Raw genomic sequence first — 17317 nt, 5'->3', positions numbered from 1 at the left:
CGTGAAACCAGTAGTGATTAAACGGGACGGTTGTCAGGTACCTTTTGACGAGGCACGTATTGGGCAGGCTATCGAGCGCGCCGCGCTGGCCGTCGGTATTGTCAATGCCGACTACTGCGCTACCGTCGCCCGCGTAGTCGCTCAACGGATGTCACAGCAGCAGCGCGTTGATATCCATGAAATTCAGCAGGCGGTAGAAAACCAGCTAATGGCCGGCGAATACAAGCAACTGGCCCGCGCCTATATTGAATATCGTCACGATCGCGACGTAGCGCGTGAACTGCGCGGGCGGCTGAACCAGGAGATCCGCGGCCTGGTGGAGCAAAGCAACATGGCGCTGCTGAACGAAAACGCCAACAAGGACAGCAAAGTGATCCCCACCCAGCGCGATCTGCTGGCCGGGATCGTCGCCAAGCATTATGCCAAGCAACACATCCTGCCGCGTGACGTAGTGCTGGCCCACGAGCGCGGCGAGATCCACTACCACGATCTCGATTACTCGCCGTTCTTCCCGATGTTCAACTGCATGTTGATCGACCTGAAAGGCATGCTGACCAACGGCTTCAAGATGGGCAACGCCGAGATCGAACCGCCGAAGTCGATCTCTACCGCCACCGCGGTCACCGCCCAGATCATCGCGCAGGTTGCCAGCCATATTTATGGCGGCACCACCATTAACCGCATCGACGAGATCCTGGCCCCGTTCGTCAGCGAAAGCTTCAACAAGCATCGGCAGGTCGCCGAACAGTGGCAGATCCCGGACGCGCAAGGCTACGCCATGGCACGCACCGAGAAAGAGTGTTACGACGCCTTCCAGTCGCTGGAATATGAGGTCAACACTCTGCACACCGCCAACGGCCAGACGCCGTTCGTGACCTTCGGTTTTGGCCTGGGCACCTGCTGGGAATCACGGATGATCCAGCGTTCAATCCTGCAAAATCGCATCGCCGGGCTGGGCAAGAACCGTAAGACGGCGGTGTTCCCCAAACTGGTGTTCGCCATCCGCGACGGCCTTAATCACCAGTACGGCGATCCGAACTACGATATCAAACAGCTGGCGCTGGAGTGCGCCAGCAAGCGCATGTACCCGGACATCCTCAATTACGATCAGGTGGTGAAAGTCACCGGCTCGTTCAAAACCCCGATGGGGTGCCGCAGCTTCCTCGGTACCTATGAAGAAAATGGCGAACTGGTACACGACGGCCGCAACAATATCGGCGTGATCAGCCTGAATCTGCCGCGCATTGCGCTGGAGGCGGTCGGCGATGAAGACCGCTTCTGGCAGTTGCTTGACCAGCGTTTGCTGTTGGCGAAAAAGGCGCTGATGACGCGCATTGCCCGGCTGGAAGGCATCAAGGCCCGGGTCGCGCCAATTCTGTATATGGAAGGCGCCTGCGGTGTACGCCTGAAGGCGGACGACAATATCGCCGACATTTTCAAGAATGGCCGCGCGTCGATCTCACTGGGTTATATCGGCCTGCATGAGACCATCAACGCGCTGTTCGGTGACCAACGGCACGTCTACGACGATGAAGCGCTGCGCGCCAAGGCGGTTGCCATTGTTGCCCGCCTGCGGGCCGCCACCGACAGTTGGAAAGAAGAAACCGGTTATGGCTTCAGCCTGTACAGCACGCCGAGCGAGAACCTGTGCGACCGTTTCTGCCGGTTGGATACCGCCGATTTCGGCGTGGTACCGGGCGTCACCGACAAAGGCTATTACACCAACAGCTTCCACCTCGACGTGGAGAAAAAGGTTAATCCTTACGACAAACTGGATTTTGAAGCGCCTTATCCCCCGTTGGCCAACGGCGGTTTCATCTGTTATGGCGAATACCCGAACCTGCAGCACAACCTGAAAGCGCTGGAAGACGTGTGGGATTACAGCTACAGCCGCGTACCTTATTACGGCACCAATACGCCGATCGATGAGTGCTACGAGTGCGGCTTCACCGGCGAGTTTGCCTGTACCAGCAAGGGCTTTACCTGCCCGAAATGCGGCAACCACGAGCCGTCCAAGGTGTCCGTCACCCGTCGGGTGTGTGGTTACCTCGGCAGCCCGGACGCCAGGCCGTTCAACGCCGGTAAGCAGGAAGAAGTGAAACGCCGGGTGAAACACCTGGGGAATGGGCAAATCGGCTAACGCCGGGCCGCTCTGCATCAGGGCTCAGCATGCTGAGCCCCTACCATCAGAAAGCGAAATATGAACTACCACCAGTATTATCCCATCGACGTGGTCAACGGCCCTGGTACCCGCTGCACGCTGTTTGTCGCCGGTTGCGTACACCAGTGCCCCGGCTGCTACAACAAAAGCACCTGGCGGCTTAACTCCGGGCAACTCTTTACCCAGGCGATGGAAGACCAGTTGATTGCCGATCTGAACGACACGCGTATTCCGCGCCAGGGCCTGTCGCTGTCCGGCGGCGATCCGCTGCACCCGGCCAATGTCGCGGCGGTGCTGCAATTGGTGAAAAGAGTGCATGCCGAGTGCCCCGGCAAGGATATCTGGCTGTGGACCGGCTACCGGCTGGCAGAGCTGGATGCCCAGCAAATGCAGGTTGTGGATCGGATTAACGTGCTGATTGACGGCAAGTTTGTGCAGGATTTAAAAGACCCGGCGCTGATCTGGCGCGGCAGCGCCAATCAGGTGGTGCATAAGCTGCGTTGACTCTATAAGTCAGGGAATTTCTCTCGTTGATGAGCAACGGCTAAAACCTTAATTACATCGCCAACAACAACGTATAAAACTAATAGTGAAGCTTGACTGATCAATAATTTACGCGCCTGTCCGTACCAAATCTTACCGAGTTCAGGGTAAGTCAACAGGCGCTTCACTGCCTTATTTATCTCGGAATCAGCCTGCTCAGCAGCCTGTGGATTAAAGGGATAGAGAAAATCAAAAATACGTTCCCTGTCCCGTAACGCTTCATCATCCCATTCGACACGCATAACGATCCCTATTTTTGGTCGTATTTCGCCCGGACTTTTGCCTTAAAGGCATCCATGCTTTCTTCAACCTGCCGCTGGCTAAGATAGACCGCACTTCCTTCATGTAAACGGGCAAAGGCGGCATCAACCTTTTCTTTCAGCCAATTCTCATGCTGTTCAACAGCCCGTTGCTCATCCGCCATTTGTTCAGTCAAACGTCGACACGCCTCACTTAGCGTGATCCCCTTGGCTTCTGCCGTTTTCTGCGCCAAACGTTTAGTCTCATCTTCAATGCGAAACTGGATACGACTTTCCATCTTGAGACTCCTGCATTCGCTCAATAATTCACAACTGACAAGTTGCCAATGTTAGCACGTTTGTGACAACACGAAATGAATGAAAGACTATTTATTAAACAATTTACACCAGCCCCATTCCCACCACGCCAGTGACTATCCCGCACAGTGCCACCAGCGCGCCGCCGCCCCGAGTGCATCATCAGCCTGTCCCAAATAGTTCATCTGTTCGCCACTAACACGTAACCAGATTGTCATTTAACCCCGGCAGAATAACGCCAACTTCACCAAAGGGTACACATCATGCAACGCCAACCATCAGCATCCTGTGAATGGGTATTCGGCACGCCGAGGTTTTTATTATGATGGACTTATCTAGACATCCGACCAGTTTTCCTACCCGCTACCAGCAAATCGCCGCGCAGCTAGAGCAAGAGCTGCGTACCCAATACCGCTGCGGTGACTATCTGCCCTCCGAACAACAGCTGGCAGAGCGCTATCAGGTTAATCGCCATACCCTGCGCCGCGCGGTTGACCAATTGGTGGATCGCGGCTGGCTGCAACGTCGACACGGCATCGGCATTTTGGTGCTGATGCGCCCCTATGACTATCCGCTGCATGCCAATACCCGCTTTAGCCAGAACCTGTTCGAGCAGGGCAGCCACCCCACCAGTGAGCGCTTACTCGCTGTATTACGCCCGTGTAATGGGCATGTTGCCAGTGCACTGTCGCGTGAAGAAGGCGAAACAGTGATCCACCTGCGCACCCTGCGCCGGGTCAACGGCGTGCCGATGAGCCTGATCGACCATTATCTGCCAGATCTGGACTGGTGGCCGGCGTTGCAGCAGTTCCACAGCGGCTCGCTGCACGAATTTATCGAACTCAACATCCACCAGCCGCTGACCCGCAAGCAGACGCGCATCAGCGCACGCCGCGCGCAGGCTAAAGAGAGCCGGTTGCTGGAAATAGCCACCCACGCGCCGCTGCTGTGCGTGCGCACCCTCAACGTCTGCACCGGCAGTGACAGCGTGGCGGAATACTCCGTCAGCCTGGCACGCGCCGACATGATTGAACTGACCATGGAGCACTGAATGCAAGCCTTACAGCCGAGACAACGCTGGATGTCGGTATTGGCGCACAGCCAGCCGGACCAGTTGCGCAGCCACTGGCAGGCGCTGAACCTCAGCCCGCGCTACCAAACCATTCGCGCGCCGGAGATTGGCCTGGCGCAGTTACAGGGCCGCATGGGCGCCACCGGCCGCCGCTTTGTGCTGGGCGACATGACCGTCACCCGCGCGGTAGTGCAACTGGAAAACGGCGGTTACGGCTACAGCTATATCGCCGGACGTGACAAGGCGCATGCCGAACTCTGTGCGCTGGCGGATGCCCTTTTGCAACTGCCGGAGCAGGCCGAATTGCTGCAACAGCAGCTGATTGAGCCACTGGCGGCCTTGCAGCATGAGCAACGCCAACTCCGTGCCCGGGCGGTAGCCTCCAGCCGGGTGGACTTCTTTACGCTGGTGCGAGGGGATTAACCGATGAGCCTACTGACAGGTTTTGCACAACCGATCGAACAATCGCAACAGGCTTTCCGCCTGATCCTTAAGGCGTTAAGTGAACCAGGCTATATCGTCACACTGCCGGCAAGCCCGGCCTGGGGCGCGCTGAACGCCGCCAGCACCGCCGCACTGCTGACCCTGGCAGACCAGGAAACCCCGATTCAACTGTGTCTGGCGCTAGAAAGTGAGCAAGTGCTAACAAACATTCGTTTCCATAGCGGTGCTCCGCTGGCCAATAACAGCGAAGAGGTGTGCTTTGCCCTGTTCGATGCGCAACTGCAGGCCACTGATTTGCAAGCGTTACCGCACGGCAGTGAGATTTCCCCCGAGTTCAGCGCCACGGTGGTGGTACAGATCGACAGTCTGGAACAGGGTACCCCGCTGCGCCTGACCGGCCCCGGCATTGAACATCAACGGGTTATCTCGCCGTCGTTGCCGCAGGCCGTGCTGGATTACCTGATTAACCGCCCGCAGCGTTTCCCGCTGGGGCTGGATTTCCTGCTGACCTGCGGTGAGCGCCTGCTGGCGCTGCCACGGACCACCCATGTGGAGGTGTGCTGATGTACGTTGCCGTTAAAGGGGGCGAAAAAGCCATTGAGGCCGCCCATCAGTTACAGGAACAACTGCGGCGCGGCGACGACAGCGTACCCGCGCTCGGCACCCAGCAGATTGAACAGCAATTGGGGTTGGCGGTAGATCGGGTAATGACCGAAGGCGGTATCTACGATCCGCAGTTAGCGGCGCTGGCCATCAAGCAGGCGAGCGGCGATCTGGTCGAGGCTATTTTCCTGCTGCGCGCCTACCGTACCACCCTGCCACGGCTGGCGGTCAGTGAGCCGTTGGCGACCGAAAACATGCGGCTGGAACGCCGTATCTCGGCGGTTTACAAGGACTTGCCCGGTGGCCAGGTGCTGGGGCCAACTTACGATTACACCCACCGGCTGCTGGATTTTGCCCTGCTGGCCGAAGGCGAAGCGCCGCGTGCGCCACAGGCCGACGAACCGCTGCCGGAAAACTGCGCCCACGTGTTCGACTTGCTCAGTCAGCAGCAACTGGCACTGGCGGAGCAGGATGACGGCAGCGCGCCGGATGATATCACCCGCAATCCGCCGGTTTACCCCTGTTCCCGCTCGGCACGCTTGCAACAACTGGTACGCGGTGACGAAGGTTTCCTGCTGGCACTGAGCTACTCCACCCAGCGTGGTTACGGTCGTACCCACCCGTTCGCCGGCGAGATCCGCACTGGCTATGTTTCGGCGGAGATAGTGCCTGAAGAGCTGGGTTTCGCGGTAGATATCGGCGAGATCCTGTTTACCGAATGTGAAATGGTCAACGGCTTTATCGACCCGGTCGACCAGCCGCCGCATTTCACCCGCGGCTACGGTCTGGTGTTTGGCCGCGCCGAACGCAAGGCGATGGCGATGGCGCTGGTGGATCGCGCACTGCAAAGCCCCGAGTACCAAGAAGGCATCGCCAGCCCGGCGCAGGATGAAGAGTTCGTGCTGGCCCACGCCGACAACGTCGAAGCCGCCGGCTTCGTTTCCCACCTCAAATTGCCGCACTACGTCGATTTCCAGGCCGAACTGGAATTGCTCAAGCGCCTGCGGCAGGAATTCAGCGAACGTCAGGAGGCCCGCGATGAGTGAAGTATTAACCGGTTATAACCTGGGCTATCTGGACGAACAGACCAAACGCATGATCCGCCGCGCTATTTTGAAGGCGGTGGCCATCCCCGGCTATCAGGTGCCGTTCGGCGGCCGTGAGATGCCAATGCCCTACGGTTGGGGCACCGGCGGCATTCAGTTGACTGCCAGCGTGATTGGCCGCGCCGACGTGCTGAAGGTGATCGACCAGGGGGCCGATGACACCACCAATGCGGTTTCCATCCGTCGCTTCTTCCAGCGCGTTGCCGGCGTCGCCACCACCGAGCGCACGCCGGAGGCCACGCTGATCCAGACCCGGCACCGCATCCCGGAAACCGCGCTGCGTGAAGACCAGATCCTGATTTATCAGGTGCCGATCCCGGAGCCGCTGCGCTTTATCGAGCCGCGTGAAACCGAGACCCGCAAAATGCACGCGCTGGAAGAATACGGCGTGATGCAGGTGAAACTGTATGAAGACATCGCACGCTACGGCCATATAGCCACCACCTACGCCTATCCGGTGAAGGTCAACGACCGCTACGTGATGGATCCGTCACCGATCCCGAAATTCGATAACCCGAAAATGCACATGATGCCGGCACTGCAGCTGTTTGGGGCCGGGCGTGAGAAGCGTATCTACGCCCTGCCGCCGTTCACCAAGGTGGAGAGCCTGGACTTCGACGACCATCCTTTCACCGTGCAGCAGTGGGACGAGCCTTGTGCCCTGTGTGGCTCAAGCCACAGCTATCTCGATGAGGTGGTGCTCGACGATCAGGGCAGCCGCATGTTCGTTTGTTCCGACACCGATTACTGCCAGCAGCAGCTGGCGCAACCTTCGCAAGAGGCGCAGCACTGATGACTTCCACCCCTCTGAGCACCACACCGCTGCTGTCGGTGACTAACCTCACCCATCTGTACGCACCGGGCAAGGGCTTTAGCGATGTCTCTTTCGATATCTATCCCGGCGAAGTGCTGGGCATCGTTGGCGAATCCGGCTCCGGCAAAACCACGCTGCTGAAGTCGATTTCCGCACGGCTGGCACCGCAGCACGGACAAATCCTTTACCGCCCGCAGGCCGGGCAACAGCACGACCTGTACGCGATGGCGGAAAGCGATCGCCGCCGCCTGCTGCGTACCGACTGGGGCGTGGTGCATCAGCATCCGCTCGACGGACTGCGCCCCAAGGTTTCTGCCGGTGGCAACATCGGTGAACGCCTGATGGCTATTGGCCAGCGTCACTACGGCGACATTCGCCGTCAGGCCGGCCAGTGGCTGGAGGACGTCGAGATCCCGGTATCACGCCTGGATGACCTGCCGACCACCTTCTCCGGCGGCATGCAACAGCGGTTGCAGATTGCCCGCAATCTGGTGACCCATCCGAAGCTGGTGTTTATGGACGAACCCACCGGCGGGCTGGACGTTTCGGTACAGGCGCGGCTGCTCGATCTGCTGCGCACGCTGGTGGTGGAAATGCAGTTGGCGGCGGTGATCGTCACCCACGATCTCGGCGTAGCGCGCCTGCTGGCACACCGACTGCTGGTGATGAAACAGGGCGAGGTGGTGGAAAGCGGCCTGACCGACCGGGTGCTGGACGATCCGCACCATCCTTATACCCAACTGCTGGTTTCTTCGGTGCTGTCGTAACGCAAGGTAATGATAAATGACTATTCAAATCCGGGTTGAACACCTCAGCAAAACCTTTGTGCTCCACCAGCAGCACGGCACGCAACTGCCGGTGCTGCACGATGCCAACATGACGGTCAGCAGCGGCGAATGCGTGGTGCTGCACGGACATTCCGGCAGCGGAAAATCCACTCTGCTACGCTCACTGTACGCCAACTATCTGCCTGATAGCGGCCATATCTGGGTTAATCACCAGGGTGAATGGCTGGATATGGTGCAGGCCGAAGCGCGTCAGATCCTGGCGGTACGCCGCCATACCCTTGGCTGGGTCAGCCAATTTCTGCGGGTGATCCCGCGTATCAGCGCGCTGGACGTAGTGATGCAGCCGTTGCTGGAACAGGGTGTCAACCGCGCCGAATGCCGCGAACGCGCCGAGACGCTGCTCAATCAGCTCAATGTGCCGCAACGCCTGTGGCAGTTGGCCCCCTCCACCTTCTCCGGTGGTGAACAACAGCGGGTGAACATCGCACGCGGCTTTATCGTCGATTACCCGATCCTGTTGCTGGACGAACCGACCGCCTCCCTCGACAGCCGCAACAGCGCGGCGGTGGTCGCACTGATCGAGCAGGCCAAACAACGTGGCGCGGCGATCGTCGGTATTTTCCATGATGAAGGCGTCCGCCAGCAGGTCGCCGACCGGTTATATGACATGCAGGCGCCACAGGCGCTGGAGATCCTCTGATGATCATCAATAACGTGAAACTGGTGCTGGAAGATCAAACCGTCGAAGGATCGCTGGAGGTCAGCGACGGCATGATCCGCAGCTTTGCCGATACGCCCAGCCAGTTGCCGCAGGCATTGAACGGTGAAGGCGGCTGGCTGCTGCCGGGGTTGATTGAACTGCACACCGACAATCTGGACAAGTTTTTCACCCCACGTCCGAACGTCGACTGGCCGGCGCATTCTGCCATGAGCAGCCATGATGCACTGATGGTGGCCAACGGCATCACCACCGTGCTGGACGCGGTGGCGATTGGCGACGTACGCGACGGCGGCCATCGGCTGGAAAACCTGCAAAAAATGATCGACGCGGTGATCCACAGCCAGCGCGCCGGGGTCAACCGCGCCGAGCACCGGCTGCACCTGCGCTGCGAACTGCCCAACGAGAGCACCCTGCCGCTGTTCGAACAGTTGATGGACAAGCCCGGCGTCTCGCTGGTGTCGTTGATGGACCATTCGCCGGGTCAGCGCCAGTTCGCCTCACGCGAAAAATACCGGGAGTATTATCAGGGCAAATATCACCTCAACGACCAGCAGATGAGCGAGTATGAAGAGCAGCAGATCAAGCTTTCTGCCCGCTGGGCCACGCCGAACCGCGAAGCCATTGCCGCCCATTGCCGGGCGCGTAAAATTTCGCTCGCCAGCCACGACGACGCTACCGCCGCCCACGTCAGCGAGTCCTGCGCGCTGGGTAGCGTGATTGCCGAGTTCCCCACCACCGAAGATGCCGCTCTTGCTTCGCACCAACAAGGATTACAGGTGCTGATGGGCGCGCCGAATATCGTGCGTGGCGGCTCACATTCCGGCAACGTGGCAGCCCATCATCTGGCGGCATTGGGCGTGCTGGATATCCTGTCCTCAGACTATTACCCGGCCAGCCTGCTGGATGCGGCGTTTCGCATTGCGGCCGATGAGCGCAACGGCTACAGCCTGCCGCAGGCGGTACAGATGATCACCCGTAACCCGGCCAGAGCGCTGGATTTGCAGGATCGCGGCACCATCGCCGAAGGCTTACGGGCGGATCTGGTGTTGGTACGACCGCACGGCGAGCACGTTTACGTGCAGAACGTGTGGCGCCAGGGCAAGCAGGTGTTCTGATGGCGCAGCTTATCTATCTGATGGGGCCATCCGGCTCAGGCAAAGACAGCCTGTTGGCCGCACTGCGCGCCGATGTCGACAGCGCCCCACTGGTGGCACACCGCTATATCACCCGGCCGGCAGACGCCGGCTGCGAGAACCATATTGCGCTCAGCGAACCGGAGTTCCTGCGCCGCCGCGCCAAAGGGTTGTTTGCCCTCGACTGGCAAGCACATCAGCACCATTACGCCTTTGGCATCGAGGTGGATCTGTGGCTGTTGCAGGGGATCGATGTGGTGGTCAACGGATCGCGTGCCCATCTGGCACAGGCACAGCAACGCTATGGCGCACAACTGCTGCCGGTGTGCCTGCAGGTCAGCACGGGGATTCTGCGCCAACGGCTGCAAAACCGCGGGCGCGAAAATGCCGATCAGATAGAACAGCGGCTGGCTCGGGCGGCGGAATATCAGCAAAAGCTGCCCGCCATTTGCTGCCGACTGGATAACGACGGCAACCTAGACGACACCCTGGCGGCGCTACTGGCGCTGCTGCCCGCTTCAGCCAAACAGCCACAGGATGCCATGCCATGAATGATTTGGCGCAGCCGAAAATCGGCGACAATGTGACGCTTAACCGCAGCCGCCTCGGCCAGTATGTTCATCTGGCCGACGATGCGATCCTCGAAGAAGTCGAAATGGGCGACTATTCCTACACCGCCGGACATAACCAGATTTTTTACGCCACCATCGGCAAATTCGTGTCGATTGCCTCTTACGCGCGCATCAATCCCGGCAACCACCCCACCTATCAGCGCATCGCCCAGCACCATTTCACCTATCGCGCTTCGGAGTACGACCTGGGGGAAGATGATGAAGCCTTCTTCGACTGGCGGCGTGAACACCACGTGACCATCGGCCACGACGTGTGGATCGGCCATAACGCCATCGTGATGCCCGGCGTCAGCATTGGCAACGGCGCGGTAATCGGCAGCGCGGCGGTGGTGACCAAGGATGTGGCCCCTTATGAAATCGTCGCCGGGGTGGCGGCCAAAAAGATCGGTATGCGTTTTGACGACGCACTGATTGAACGTATTGAACGCAGCCAGTGGTGGCATTGGGATCATCAGACGTTGCAACAACGGCTGGCGGATTTCCGTGATATCCATGCCTTTGCGGAGAAGTATTTATAATCGGGAGTGACCAGATGCAACTGACGTTTCTCGGCACCGGCGGTGCCCAGCAGATCCCGGTGTTCGGCTGTGATTGTCTGGTCTGTCAGCGGGCGCGGCGCGAACCGGCATTCCGGCGCAGACCTTGCAGTGCGATGCTTAAATTTCAGGGGGAAACGACCTTGCTGGATGCGGGATTGCCGTCGTTGGAGCGGCGTTTTTCGGCGGGGGAAATTCAACGTTTTTTACTGACACATTACCACATGGATCATGTACAGGGGTTATTTCCTTTGCGCTGGGGGTGCGGAAATTTTATTCCGGTGTATGGCCCGGCCGATGAACAGGGCTGCGACGATTTGTTCAAACACCCGGGTATTTTGGCGTTTCAGCCGCCGTTTACCCCCTTCGAAACGGTTGAACTGGGCGGGCTGCACATCACCCCGCTGCCGCTGCAACATTCGAAACTCACTCTGGGTTATTTGATCCAGGTCGCGGGTAAATCGCTGGCCTATCTGACCGATACCGTCGGTTTTCCGCCGGATACCGAGGCTTTTCTGCGTGCAGTAACATTGGATTTAATGGTGCTCGACTGCAGCCTGCCGCCTCAGCCGCAGGCTCCGCGCAATCACAACGATCTGACCCGCGCACGGGAAACCCAACAACGCTTACAACCCGGCCGCACCCTGCTGACACACATCAGCCATCATCTCGATCTGTGGCTGATGGACAACGAACTGCCTCCGGGTCTGGAGCTGGCGTTCGATAATCTCAGCGTGCACTGTGGTAGCAATGCAGCCGATCGGATTCCAGCACCTTAACACCCTGACCAGGGCTGAACGCCTGCTCCAACAGAGTCTGCGCCACGTCTTTGGCGGCAACCCCGCGCCATTTTCCGGGCAGCAATTTAAACAACGGCGCACTCAGGCGCTCCAGCAAACGTGGCGAGGAGCGCTCGCCCAACAGCATCGATGGCCGCACCAGCGTCAGGCGCGGCCAGTTCTGCTCACGCAGCGCCTGTTCCGTTTCCCCCTTGGTACGGTTGTAAAGGAAGGTCGAACGCGTGCTGGCACCCAGCGCACTGACCGCCAGACAGTGCTGCGCACCTAATCGCCGACCGGTCAGCGCGCTTTCCACCACCAGGGTGTAATCGACGTAATGGAAATTGGCATCGCTGCCCGCCTCACGCCGCGTGGTACCCAGGCAACAGAATACTATGTCGACCGGCTGCTCCTGCTTTGTCAGCAGCGCGAACAGGTCATCACCCACCGGGTTATCCAATTTTTCATGCGCCGGCAGCGGCTTACGCGTTGGCGCCACGATCGCCGTGACCTGCGGATCGGCCTGCAGCAGGTGCAACAGTTCGCGCCCCACCAACCCGGTAGCCCCTACCATAAATACCCGTGCCATATACCCTCCCGCCGAATGATCTCTATGAAAAGTATAGTTTATTGCGTCAGGTCCGCGTCCAATGCAGTTTCGTGCCGAAGCCGAGGGTGTTGTCGGTCATTTTCACTTCTTGCAAACTCAGTTGCCATACCGGTGCTTTCATCACTTTGGCTATTGGGAAACGCTTGCAGTAGCGTGCACGTGCAAGCCGCTCCTCGTCACCGCTCAGCATCACCGCTTCGGCGCGATACTGCACACCGCGGATCAACGCGATGGTCTTCGGCTTTGGCGCTATGGTGCCGACCACCCGGCTATTTTGCAGCATCAATTCGCCGTGGCGGGTATCGGTATCGGTCATTAGCCACAGCGCCATCTGCCCGGCATCAAAGACGTAAAAACAGTTGGCACACCACATGTCCATACCATTGCCGGCGCACAGTGTCAGCACATGCTGTTTGCTGAGGAAATGCGCAATTTGTTGCTGCTCTTCAGTCGTGTTCAACGTCGATTCTCCTTCCCTTTGCTCGCGTCATCTTACCTGCGTTGTTGAGGACGGTCACAAATAACGATAATGCCACCACTTTACGCAGATGATTAACCAATCACACATGGTGCATTTATATTCAAATAGTGAATAAATATCCTTATAACATATAAAAAACAAATTAGATTTATCTGGGTATTATGCGAGCAATTTAAATGCTTTTTTTTGTTACCGGCCCTACGCAGATAAAATTCAGCGCTCAATTCGCTGGTTTTTTATCAAACCCTTTACATATCTAAAAAGCACCATTATTCATTTTTATGCACATCTCTGCATAACAAGTGAATAGTTATTTATCAATAACCCACATTACGTGACTGGCATCACATATTTAACTCTGCAGCACGTTAAAATAACGCCATCTTTTCACTCCATAAGGTGGATTAGAAATGGAAAACAACAATCGAAAAATGGCGCATATAAGACGCACAACCCATATTATGATGATGGCTCATCGTAGCTGCTTTAGCTTTGCCTTCTTTAACTTCAGATAACCCTCACCTCTCTCGTTGTTACTAAAAACAGCCTGTCACTATTACGTCTGAACTATTTTTCCTGATATGTCAGGACGGATTTCTATTTTATTTTTCCGTGAAATAACAGAAGTAAATTACTGTTTATAGTACACACGACATAAAACAAAAATCCGAATGAACTCAGGCCTGCGATTAAGCATGACTGCGCTCTTCTCACGCCTTTATTTTAGTGAGGGCATTAGCGACAGGGTTATTAACCTGCCGGCGGGATGCCTTTGCCTGAAGAATGATTAAAATGAATAAATTAAAAATTGCCGCTAATAGCAAAACATTAAGTTGCTTCGAAACCACTCGCGAAGTTGTCGATGTACACCAGAGTGATTTTAATGATATTGCCGCCATCGTATTGTCGGTGGAGGATGTCACGCAAGGTATGGTGGCTCACCTCGAAGAGATCGGCCTGAATATCCCGTTATTCGTGGCGGTTTGCTGCGAAGAAGAGCTGGACAACGCCATACTGCCTGCCCTGCATGGCGTATTTGAACTCTGTGGCAAGAACACCCAGTTCTATGGCAAGCAGTTGGAAGCTGCGGCAGTAAAATATGAAAGCGAACTGCTGCCACCTTTCTTTAATACGCTGACCCAGTATGTCGAAATGGGTAACGCCACCTTTGCATGCCCTGGGCATCAGGGGGGCGAATTCTTCCGTAAGCATCCGGCCGGGCGTCAGTTCTTTGACTTCTTTGGCGAGACCCTTTTCCGTTCCGATATGTGCAACGCGGACGTCAAACTGGGTGATTTGTTGATCCATGAAGGCGCCCCCTGCGCGGCGCAGCAGCATGCCGCCAAAGTGTTTAACGCCGATAAAACCTATTTCGTTCTTAACGGCACCTCCGCCTCAAACAAGGTGGCAACCAACGCCCTGCTGACGCGCGGTGACCTGGTGCTGTTCGACCGTAATAACCATAAATCCAATCATCATGGCGCGCTGATCCAGGCGGGGGCAACACCGGTGTATCTGGAAACCGCCCGCAACCCGTTTGGCTTTATCGGCGGCATTGACGCGCACTGCTTTGAAGAACGCTACTTACGCCAGCAGATCCGCGAGGTCGCGCCGGAGCGCGCCAATGAAGCCAGACCTTTCCGCCTGGCGATCATTCAGTTGGGCACCTATGACGGCACCATTTATAACGCCCGTCAGGTGGTCGATAAAATTGGTCATCTGTGCGATTACATCCTGTTCGACTCGGCCTGGGTCGGCTATGAGCAATTCATTCCAATGATGAAAGACTGCTCACCTTTACTGCTCGAGCTCAATGAAAACGACCCGGGGATCATTGTGACTCAGTCCGTCCACAAGCAGCAGGCCGGCTTCTCGCAGACCTCGCAAATCCACAAGAAAGACAAGCACATCAAGGGACAAGATCGCTATTGCAACCACAAACGCTTTAACAATGCCTTTATGCTGCACGCTTCCACCAGCCCGTTTTACCCGCTGTTCGCCGCACTGGACGTTAACGCCAAAATGCATGAGGGCAAAAGCGGCCGACGTCTGTGGAAAGAATGCGTTCGCGTAGGCATTGAGGCGCGCAAGATGCTGCTGGAGACCTGCAGCTTAATCAAGCCCTTTGTGCCGGACCAAATCGACGGTAAAGCCTGGCAGTCTTATGATACCGAGACGATGTCCAACGATTTGCGCTTCTTCAACTTCATTCCCGGTGAAAAATGGCATGCCTTTGAAGGCTATGCCCAATCGCAGTATTTTGTCGACCCGTGCAAACTGCTGCTCACCACGCCTGGCATTGATACGGCAAGCGGTAACTACAGCGATTTCGGTATTCCGGCGACCATTCTGGCTAACTATCTGCGTGAAAACGGCATAGTACCGGAGAAATGCGACCTCAATTCGATCCTGTTCCTGCTGACTCCGGCAGAAGACATCGCCAAGATGCAGCATTTGGTGGCGCTGATTGCCCGCTTTGAAAAACATATTGAGCAAGATTCTTTAATTAGTGAAGTCTTGCCTGCGGTTTATAAAAACAATCAGCAGCGCTATGAAAATTATACCCTGCGCCAACTCTGCCAGGAAATGCACGACCTTTATGTCAGCTACGACGTTAAAGAACTGCAGAAAGAAATGTTCAGGAAGAGTTATTTCCCTCGTGTGGCAATGAATCCACAAGACGCCAACACCGAATTTGTCCGCGGTAATGTGGAATTGGTCTCTCTGGCGAAAGCCGAAGGCAGAATTGCCGCCGAAGGTGCCTTGCCTTATCCCCCAGGCGTATTGTGCGTTGTCCCAGGGGAAGTTTGGGGCGGGGCTGCACAGCGTTATTTCCTGGCATTGGAAGAAGGCATCAATTTATTGCCCGGCTTCGCACCGGAATTACAGGGCGTGTATATCCAGCAGGATGAAGATGGCTGGAACCGTGCTTACGGTTACGTAATGAAAAATTAATCACCTTACAAGGCGGTGAATTTTATTCACCGCCCGGATCGCATTATAAAAGAGAGAATGATCATGAGTAAGTCCAATAATAAAATGGGGGTCGTGCAGCTAACGATCCTTACTGCGGTAAACATGATGGGCTCCGGCATAATTATGCTGCCCACCAAGCTGGCCGAAGTGGGTACTATTTCTATTGTCTCCTGGCTGGTTACCGCCGTGGGCTCGATGGCGCTGGCCTACGCCTTCGCCAAATGCGGCATGTTCAGCCGCAAATCCGGCGGTATGGGCGGATATGCGGAATATGCTTTCGGTAAATCGGGCAATTTCATGGCGAACTACACCTATGGGGTGTCGTTGCTGATCGCCAATATCGCCATCGCCATTTCCGCCGTTGGTTACGGCACCGAGCTGTTTGGTGCCAACCTGTCGCCGCTGGGGATCTGTATCGCCACCATTGGCGTACTATGGCTGGCTACCGTCGCCAACTTCGGCGGGGCACGCCTGACCGGGAAAATCAGCGGCATCACCGTCTGGGGCGTGATTATCCCGGTGGTGGGGATCTCGATCATCGGCTGGCACTGGTTCAGCGGCAGCGCCTATATTGCCGCCTGGAACCCGCACTCGGTACCGACCTTTGAAGCCATTGGCGCTTCTATCTCCATGACGCTGTGGGCATTTCTGGGCCTGGAGTCCGCCTGCGCCAATACCGACGTGGTGGAAAACCCGGAGCGTAACGTGCCGATCGCCGTACTCGGCGGTACCCTCAGCGCGGCAGTCATCTATATCGTTTCAACCAACGTCATTGCCGGTATCGTGCCGAATATGGACCTGGCCAACTCAACCGCGCCATTTGGGCTGGCGTTTTCCCACATGTTCAACCCAACGGTCGGCAAGATCATTATGGCCCTGATGATCATGTCCTGCGTCGGCTCACTGCTGGGCTGGCAGTTCACCATCGCCCAGGTGTTCAAATCCTCTGCCGACAGCGGCTTCTTCCCGAAAATCTTCTCCAAACTCAGCAAGGCCGACGCACCGGTCAAAGGCATGCTGACCATAGTCATGATCCAGAGCGTGCTGTCTTTGATGACCATCAGCCCGTCGCTGAATAAACAGTTCAATGTGCTGGTGAATCTGGCGGTGGTGACCAATATCATCCCTTACATTCTGTCGATGGCGGCGCTGATCATTATTCAGAAAGTGGCGAAAGTACCGGAGAAAAAAGCGCGAATTGCCAACATCATTGCCGGCATTGGCGCACTGTACAGTTTCTATGCCCTCTACAGTTCCGGTGAGGAAGCGATGATGTGGGGCGCCATCGCCACCTTCCTCGGTTGGACGCTGTACGGTATGGTTTCACCGCGTTTCGAAATGGCGGGGAAAAAAGGCTAACG

At 56.8% G+C, this 17317-nt stretch carries 20 protein-coding genes; 16 read left to right on the top strand and 4 right to left on the bottom strand.

All coding sequences use genetic code 11. From position 1 onward, the window contains the following. The first annotated feature begins 1 nt into the window (after nucleotide 1). Together nrdD and nrdG are read left to right on the top strand one after the other, a co-directional pair. Complete coding sequence (gene nrdD, locus ACSOSI_RS02140) at nucleotides 2–2140, top strand: anaerobic ribonucleoside-triphosphate reductase (RefSeq protein ID WP_115183378.1); 2139 nt, start codon at nucleotides 2–4, stop codon at nucleotides 2138–2140. A 60-nt stretch (nucleotides 2141–2200) separates the two neighbouring features. Further along, complete coding sequence (nrdG, locus tag ACSOSI_RS02135; RefSeq protein WP_012004982.1) at nucleotides 2201–2665, top strand: anaerobic ribonucleoside-triphosphate reductase-activating protein; 465 nt, start codon at nucleotides 2201–2203, stop codon at nucleotides 2663–2665. A 2-nt stretch (nucleotides 2666–2667) separates the two neighbouring features. Here the strand turns inward: nrdG and ACSOSI_RS02130 are convergent, their stop codons facing one another. Both ACSOSI_RS02130 and ACSOSI_RS02125 read right to left on the bottom strand, forming a co-directional pair. After that, a complete protein-coding gene (locus ACSOSI_RS02130) occupies nucleotides 2668–2946 on the bottom strand; it encodes a type II toxin-antitoxin system RelE/ParE family toxin (protein ID WP_115183380.1) in 279 nt (92 codons plus the stop codon). Between the two features lie 8 nt (nucleotides 2947–2954). After that, the gene (locus ACSOSI_RS02125; RefSeq protein ID WP_115183381.1) at nucleotides 2955–3242 is read right to left on the bottom strand and encodes a type II toxin-antitoxin system RelB/DinJ family antitoxin; all 288 of its coding nucleotides are present in this window, start codon (nucleotides 3240–3242) and stop codon (nucleotides 2955–2957) included. A gap of 344 nt (nucleotides 3243–3586) precedes the next feature. Between ACSOSI_RS02125 and phnF the strand changes: the two genes are divergently transcribed. From phnF to phnP, 11 genes are read left to right on the top strand one after another with little or no spacing between them, the layout of a single operon-like run. Continuing rightward, complete coding sequence (phnF, locus tag ACSOSI_RS02120; protein ID WP_026142168.1) at nucleotides 3587–4312, top strand: phosphonate metabolism transcriptional regulator PhnF; 726 nt, start codon at nucleotides 3587–3589, stop codon at nucleotides 4310–4312. Further along, a complete protein-coding gene (phnG, locus tag ACSOSI_RS02115) occupies nucleotides 4313–4756 on the top strand; it encodes a phosphonate C-P lyase system protein PhnG (protein WP_012004979.1) in 444 nt (147 codons plus the stop codon). 3 nt (nucleotides 4757–4759) lie between these two features. Beyond that, entirely contained in the window at nucleotides 4760–5341 is a 582-nt protein-coding gene (phnH, locus tag ACSOSI_RS02110) for a phosphonate C-P lyase system protein PhnH (RefSeq protein WP_012004978.1), read from the top strand. After that, on the top strand, nucleotides 5341–6426 hold the full coding sequence (locus ACSOSI_RS02105) for a carbon-phosphorus lyase complex subunit (protein ID WP_476706456.1): 1086 nt from the start codon (nucleotides 5341–5343) through the stop codon (nucleotides 6424–6426). The genes phnH and ACSOSI_RS02105 overlap by 1 nt, the downstream gene beginning before the upstream one ends. Continuing rightward, nucleotides 6419–7279, top strand: coding sequence for an alpha-D-ribose 1-methylphosphonate 5-phosphate C-P-lyase PhnJ (locus ACSOSI_RS02100; RefSeq protein WP_476706455.1), 861 nt, complete (start codon nucleotides 6419–6421; stop codon nucleotides 7277–7279). Before ACSOSI_RS02105 ends, ACSOSI_RS02100 begins: the two co-directional genes overlap by 8 nt. Continuing rightward, nucleotides 7279–8067, top strand: a complete 789-nt coding sequence (gene phnK / locus ACSOSI_RS02095; protein WP_085119509.1) for a phosphonate C-P lyase system protein PhnK — start codon at nucleotides 7279–7281, stop codon at nucleotides 8065–8067. Before ACSOSI_RS02100 ends, phnK begins: the two co-directional genes overlap by 1 nt. A gap of 16 nt (nucleotides 8068–8083) precedes the next feature. Next, on the top strand, nucleotides 8084–8788 hold the full coding sequence (phnL, locus tag ACSOSI_RS02090; protein ID WP_012004974.1) for a phosphonate C-P lyase system protein PhnL: 705 nt from the start codon (nucleotides 8084–8086) through the stop codon (nucleotides 8786–8788). Then, entirely contained in the window at nucleotides 8788–9924 is a 1137-nt protein-coding gene (gene phnM / locus ACSOSI_RS02085; protein ID WP_012004973.1) for an alpha-D-ribose 1-methylphosphonate 5-triphosphate diphosphatase, read from the top strand. Before phnL ends, phnM begins: the two co-directional genes overlap by 1 nt. Beyond that, nucleotides 9924–10493 (top strand): ribose 1,5-bisphosphokinase, encoded by a 570-nt coding sequence (phnN, locus tag ACSOSI_RS02080; RefSeq protein ID WP_012004972.1) that lies wholly within the window; start codon nucleotides 9924–9926, stop codon nucleotides 10491–10493. Before phnM ends, phnN begins: the two co-directional genes overlap by 1 nt. After that, complete coding sequence (locus ACSOSI_RS02075; protein WP_012004971.1) at nucleotides 10490–11092, top strand: DapH/DapD/GlmU-related protein; 603 nt, start codon at nucleotides 10490–10492, stop codon at nucleotides 11090–11092. The genes phnN and ACSOSI_RS02075 overlap by 4 nt, the downstream gene beginning before the upstream one ends. Before the next feature lie 14 nt (nucleotides 11093–11106). Next, nucleotides 11107–11889, top strand: a complete 783-nt coding sequence (gene phnP / locus ACSOSI_RS02070; protein ID WP_476706454.1) for a phosphonate metabolism protein PhnP — start codon at nucleotides 11107–11109, stop codon at nucleotides 11887–11889. Here phnP and ACSOSI_RS02065 read toward each other — a convergent pair. Both ACSOSI_RS02065 and ACSOSI_RS02060 read right to left on the bottom strand, forming a co-directional pair. Then, entirely contained in the window at nucleotides 11840–12478 is a 639-nt protein-coding gene (locus ACSOSI_RS02065) for an NAD(P)H-binding protein (RefSeq protein ID WP_476706453.1), read from the bottom strand. The genes phnP and ACSOSI_RS02065 overlap by 50 nt on opposite strands. A gap of 46 nt (nucleotides 12479–12524) precedes the next feature. Beyond that, entirely contained in the window at nucleotides 12525–12959 is a 435-nt protein-coding gene (locus ACSOSI_RS02060) for a YhbP family protein (protein WP_476706452.1), read from the bottom strand. A 431-nt stretch (nucleotides 12960–13390) separates the two neighbouring features. On the opposite strand from ACSOSI_RS02060, the gene speFL reads away from it, so the two are divergent. The 3 genes from speFL (at nucleotide 13391) to potE (ending at nucleotide 17315) form a co-directional block, all read left to right on the top strand. Continuing rightward, nucleotides 13391–13495 carry a leader peptide SpeFL gene (gene speFL, locus ACSOSI_RS02055; RefSeq protein WP_112363015.1) on the top strand — a complete coding sequence of 35 codons (105 nt, stop codon included), beginning with the start codon at nucleotides 13391–13393 and terminating at the stop codon, nucleotides 13493–13495. Nucleotides 13496–13772: 277 nt separating this feature from the next. Next, entirely contained in the window at nucleotides 13773–15935 is a 2163-nt protein-coding gene (speF, locus tag ACSOSI_RS02050; protein WP_017891392.1) for an ornithine decarboxylase SpeF, read from the top strand. A 63-nt stretch (nucleotides 15936–15998) separates the two neighbouring features. After that, complete coding sequence (potE, locus tag ACSOSI_RS02045) at nucleotides 15999–17315, top strand: putrescine-ornithine antiporter (RefSeq protein WP_017891391.1); 1317 nt, start codon at nucleotides 15999–16001, stop codon at nucleotides 17313–17315. The last annotated feature ends 2 nt before the right edge of the window (nucleotides 17316–17317 follow it).

This window comes from Serratia sp. AR11 (genome assembly GCF_056376275.1).
This window is presented reverse-complemented; position numbering and strand designations above follow the sequence as displayed.

Bases quoted from the DNA above. Each gene is read 5' to 3' on its own strand.
- nrdG (WP_012004982.1), top strand. From the start codon at position 2,201: ATGAACTACCACCAGTATTATCCCATCGACGTGGTCAACGGCCCTGGT.
- ACSOSI_RS02130 (WP_115183380.1), bottom strand. From the start codon at position 2,946: ATGCGTGTCGAATGGGATGATGAAGCGTTACGGGACAGGGAACGTATT.
- ACSOSI_RS02125 (WP_115183381.1), bottom strand. From the start codon at position 3,242: ATGGAAAGTCGTATCCAGTTTCGCATTGAAGATGAGACTAAACGTTTG.
- phnF (WP_026142168.1), top strand. From the start codon at position 3,587: ATGGACTTATCTAGACATCCGACCAGTTTTCCTACCCGCTACCAGCAA.
- phnG (WP_012004979.1), top strand. From the start codon at position 4,313: ATGCAAGCCTTACAGCCGAGACAACGCTGGATGTCGGTATTGGCGCAC.
- phnH (WP_012004978.1), top strand. From the start codon at position 4,760: ATGAGCCTACTGACAGGTTTTGCACAACCGATCGAACAATCGCAACAG.
- ACSOSI_RS02105 (WP_476706456.1), top strand. From the start codon at position 5,341: ATGTACGTTGCCGTTAAAGGGGGCGAAAAAGCCATTGAGGCCGCCCAT.
- ACSOSI_RS02100 (WP_476706455.1), top strand. From the start codon at position 6,419: ATGAGTGAAGTATTAACCGGTTATAACCTGGGCTATCTGGACGAACAG.
- phnK (WP_085119509.1), top strand. From the start codon at position 7,279: ATGACTTCCACCCCTCTGAGCACCACACCGCTGCTGTCGGTGACTAAC.
- phnL (WP_012004974.1), top strand. From the start codon at position 8,084: ATGACTATTCAAATCCGGGTTGAACACCTCAGCAAAACCTTTGTGCTC.
- phnM (WP_012004973.1), top strand. From the start codon at position 8,788: ATGATCATCAATAACGTGAAACTGGTGCTGGAAGATCAAACCGTCGAA.
- phnN (WP_012004972.1), top strand. From the start codon at position 9,924: ATGGCGCAGCTTATCTATCTGATGGGGCCATCCGGCTCAGGCAAAGAC.
- ACSOSI_RS02075 (WP_012004971.1), top strand. From the start codon at position 10,490: ATGAATGATTTGGCGCAGCCGAAAATCGGCGACAATGTGACGCTTAAC.
- phnP (WP_476706454.1), top strand. From the start codon at position 11,107: ATGCAACTGACGTTTCTCGGCACCGGCGGTGCCCAGCAGATCCCGGTG.
- ACSOSI_RS02065 (WP_476706453.1), bottom strand. From the start codon at position 12,478: ATGGCACGGGTATTTATGGTAGGGGCTACCGGGTTGGTGGGGCGCGAA.
- speFL (WP_112363015.1), top strand. From the start codon at position 13,391: ATGGAAAACAACAATCGAAAAATGGCGCATATAAGACGCACAACCCAT.
- speF (WP_017891392.1), top strand. From the start codon at position 13,773: ATGAATAAATTAAAAATTGCCGCTAATAGCAAAACATTAAGTTGCTTC.
- potE (WP_017891391.1), top strand. From the start codon at position 15,999: ATGAGTAAGTCCAATAATAAAATGGGGGTCGTGCAGCTAACGATCCTT.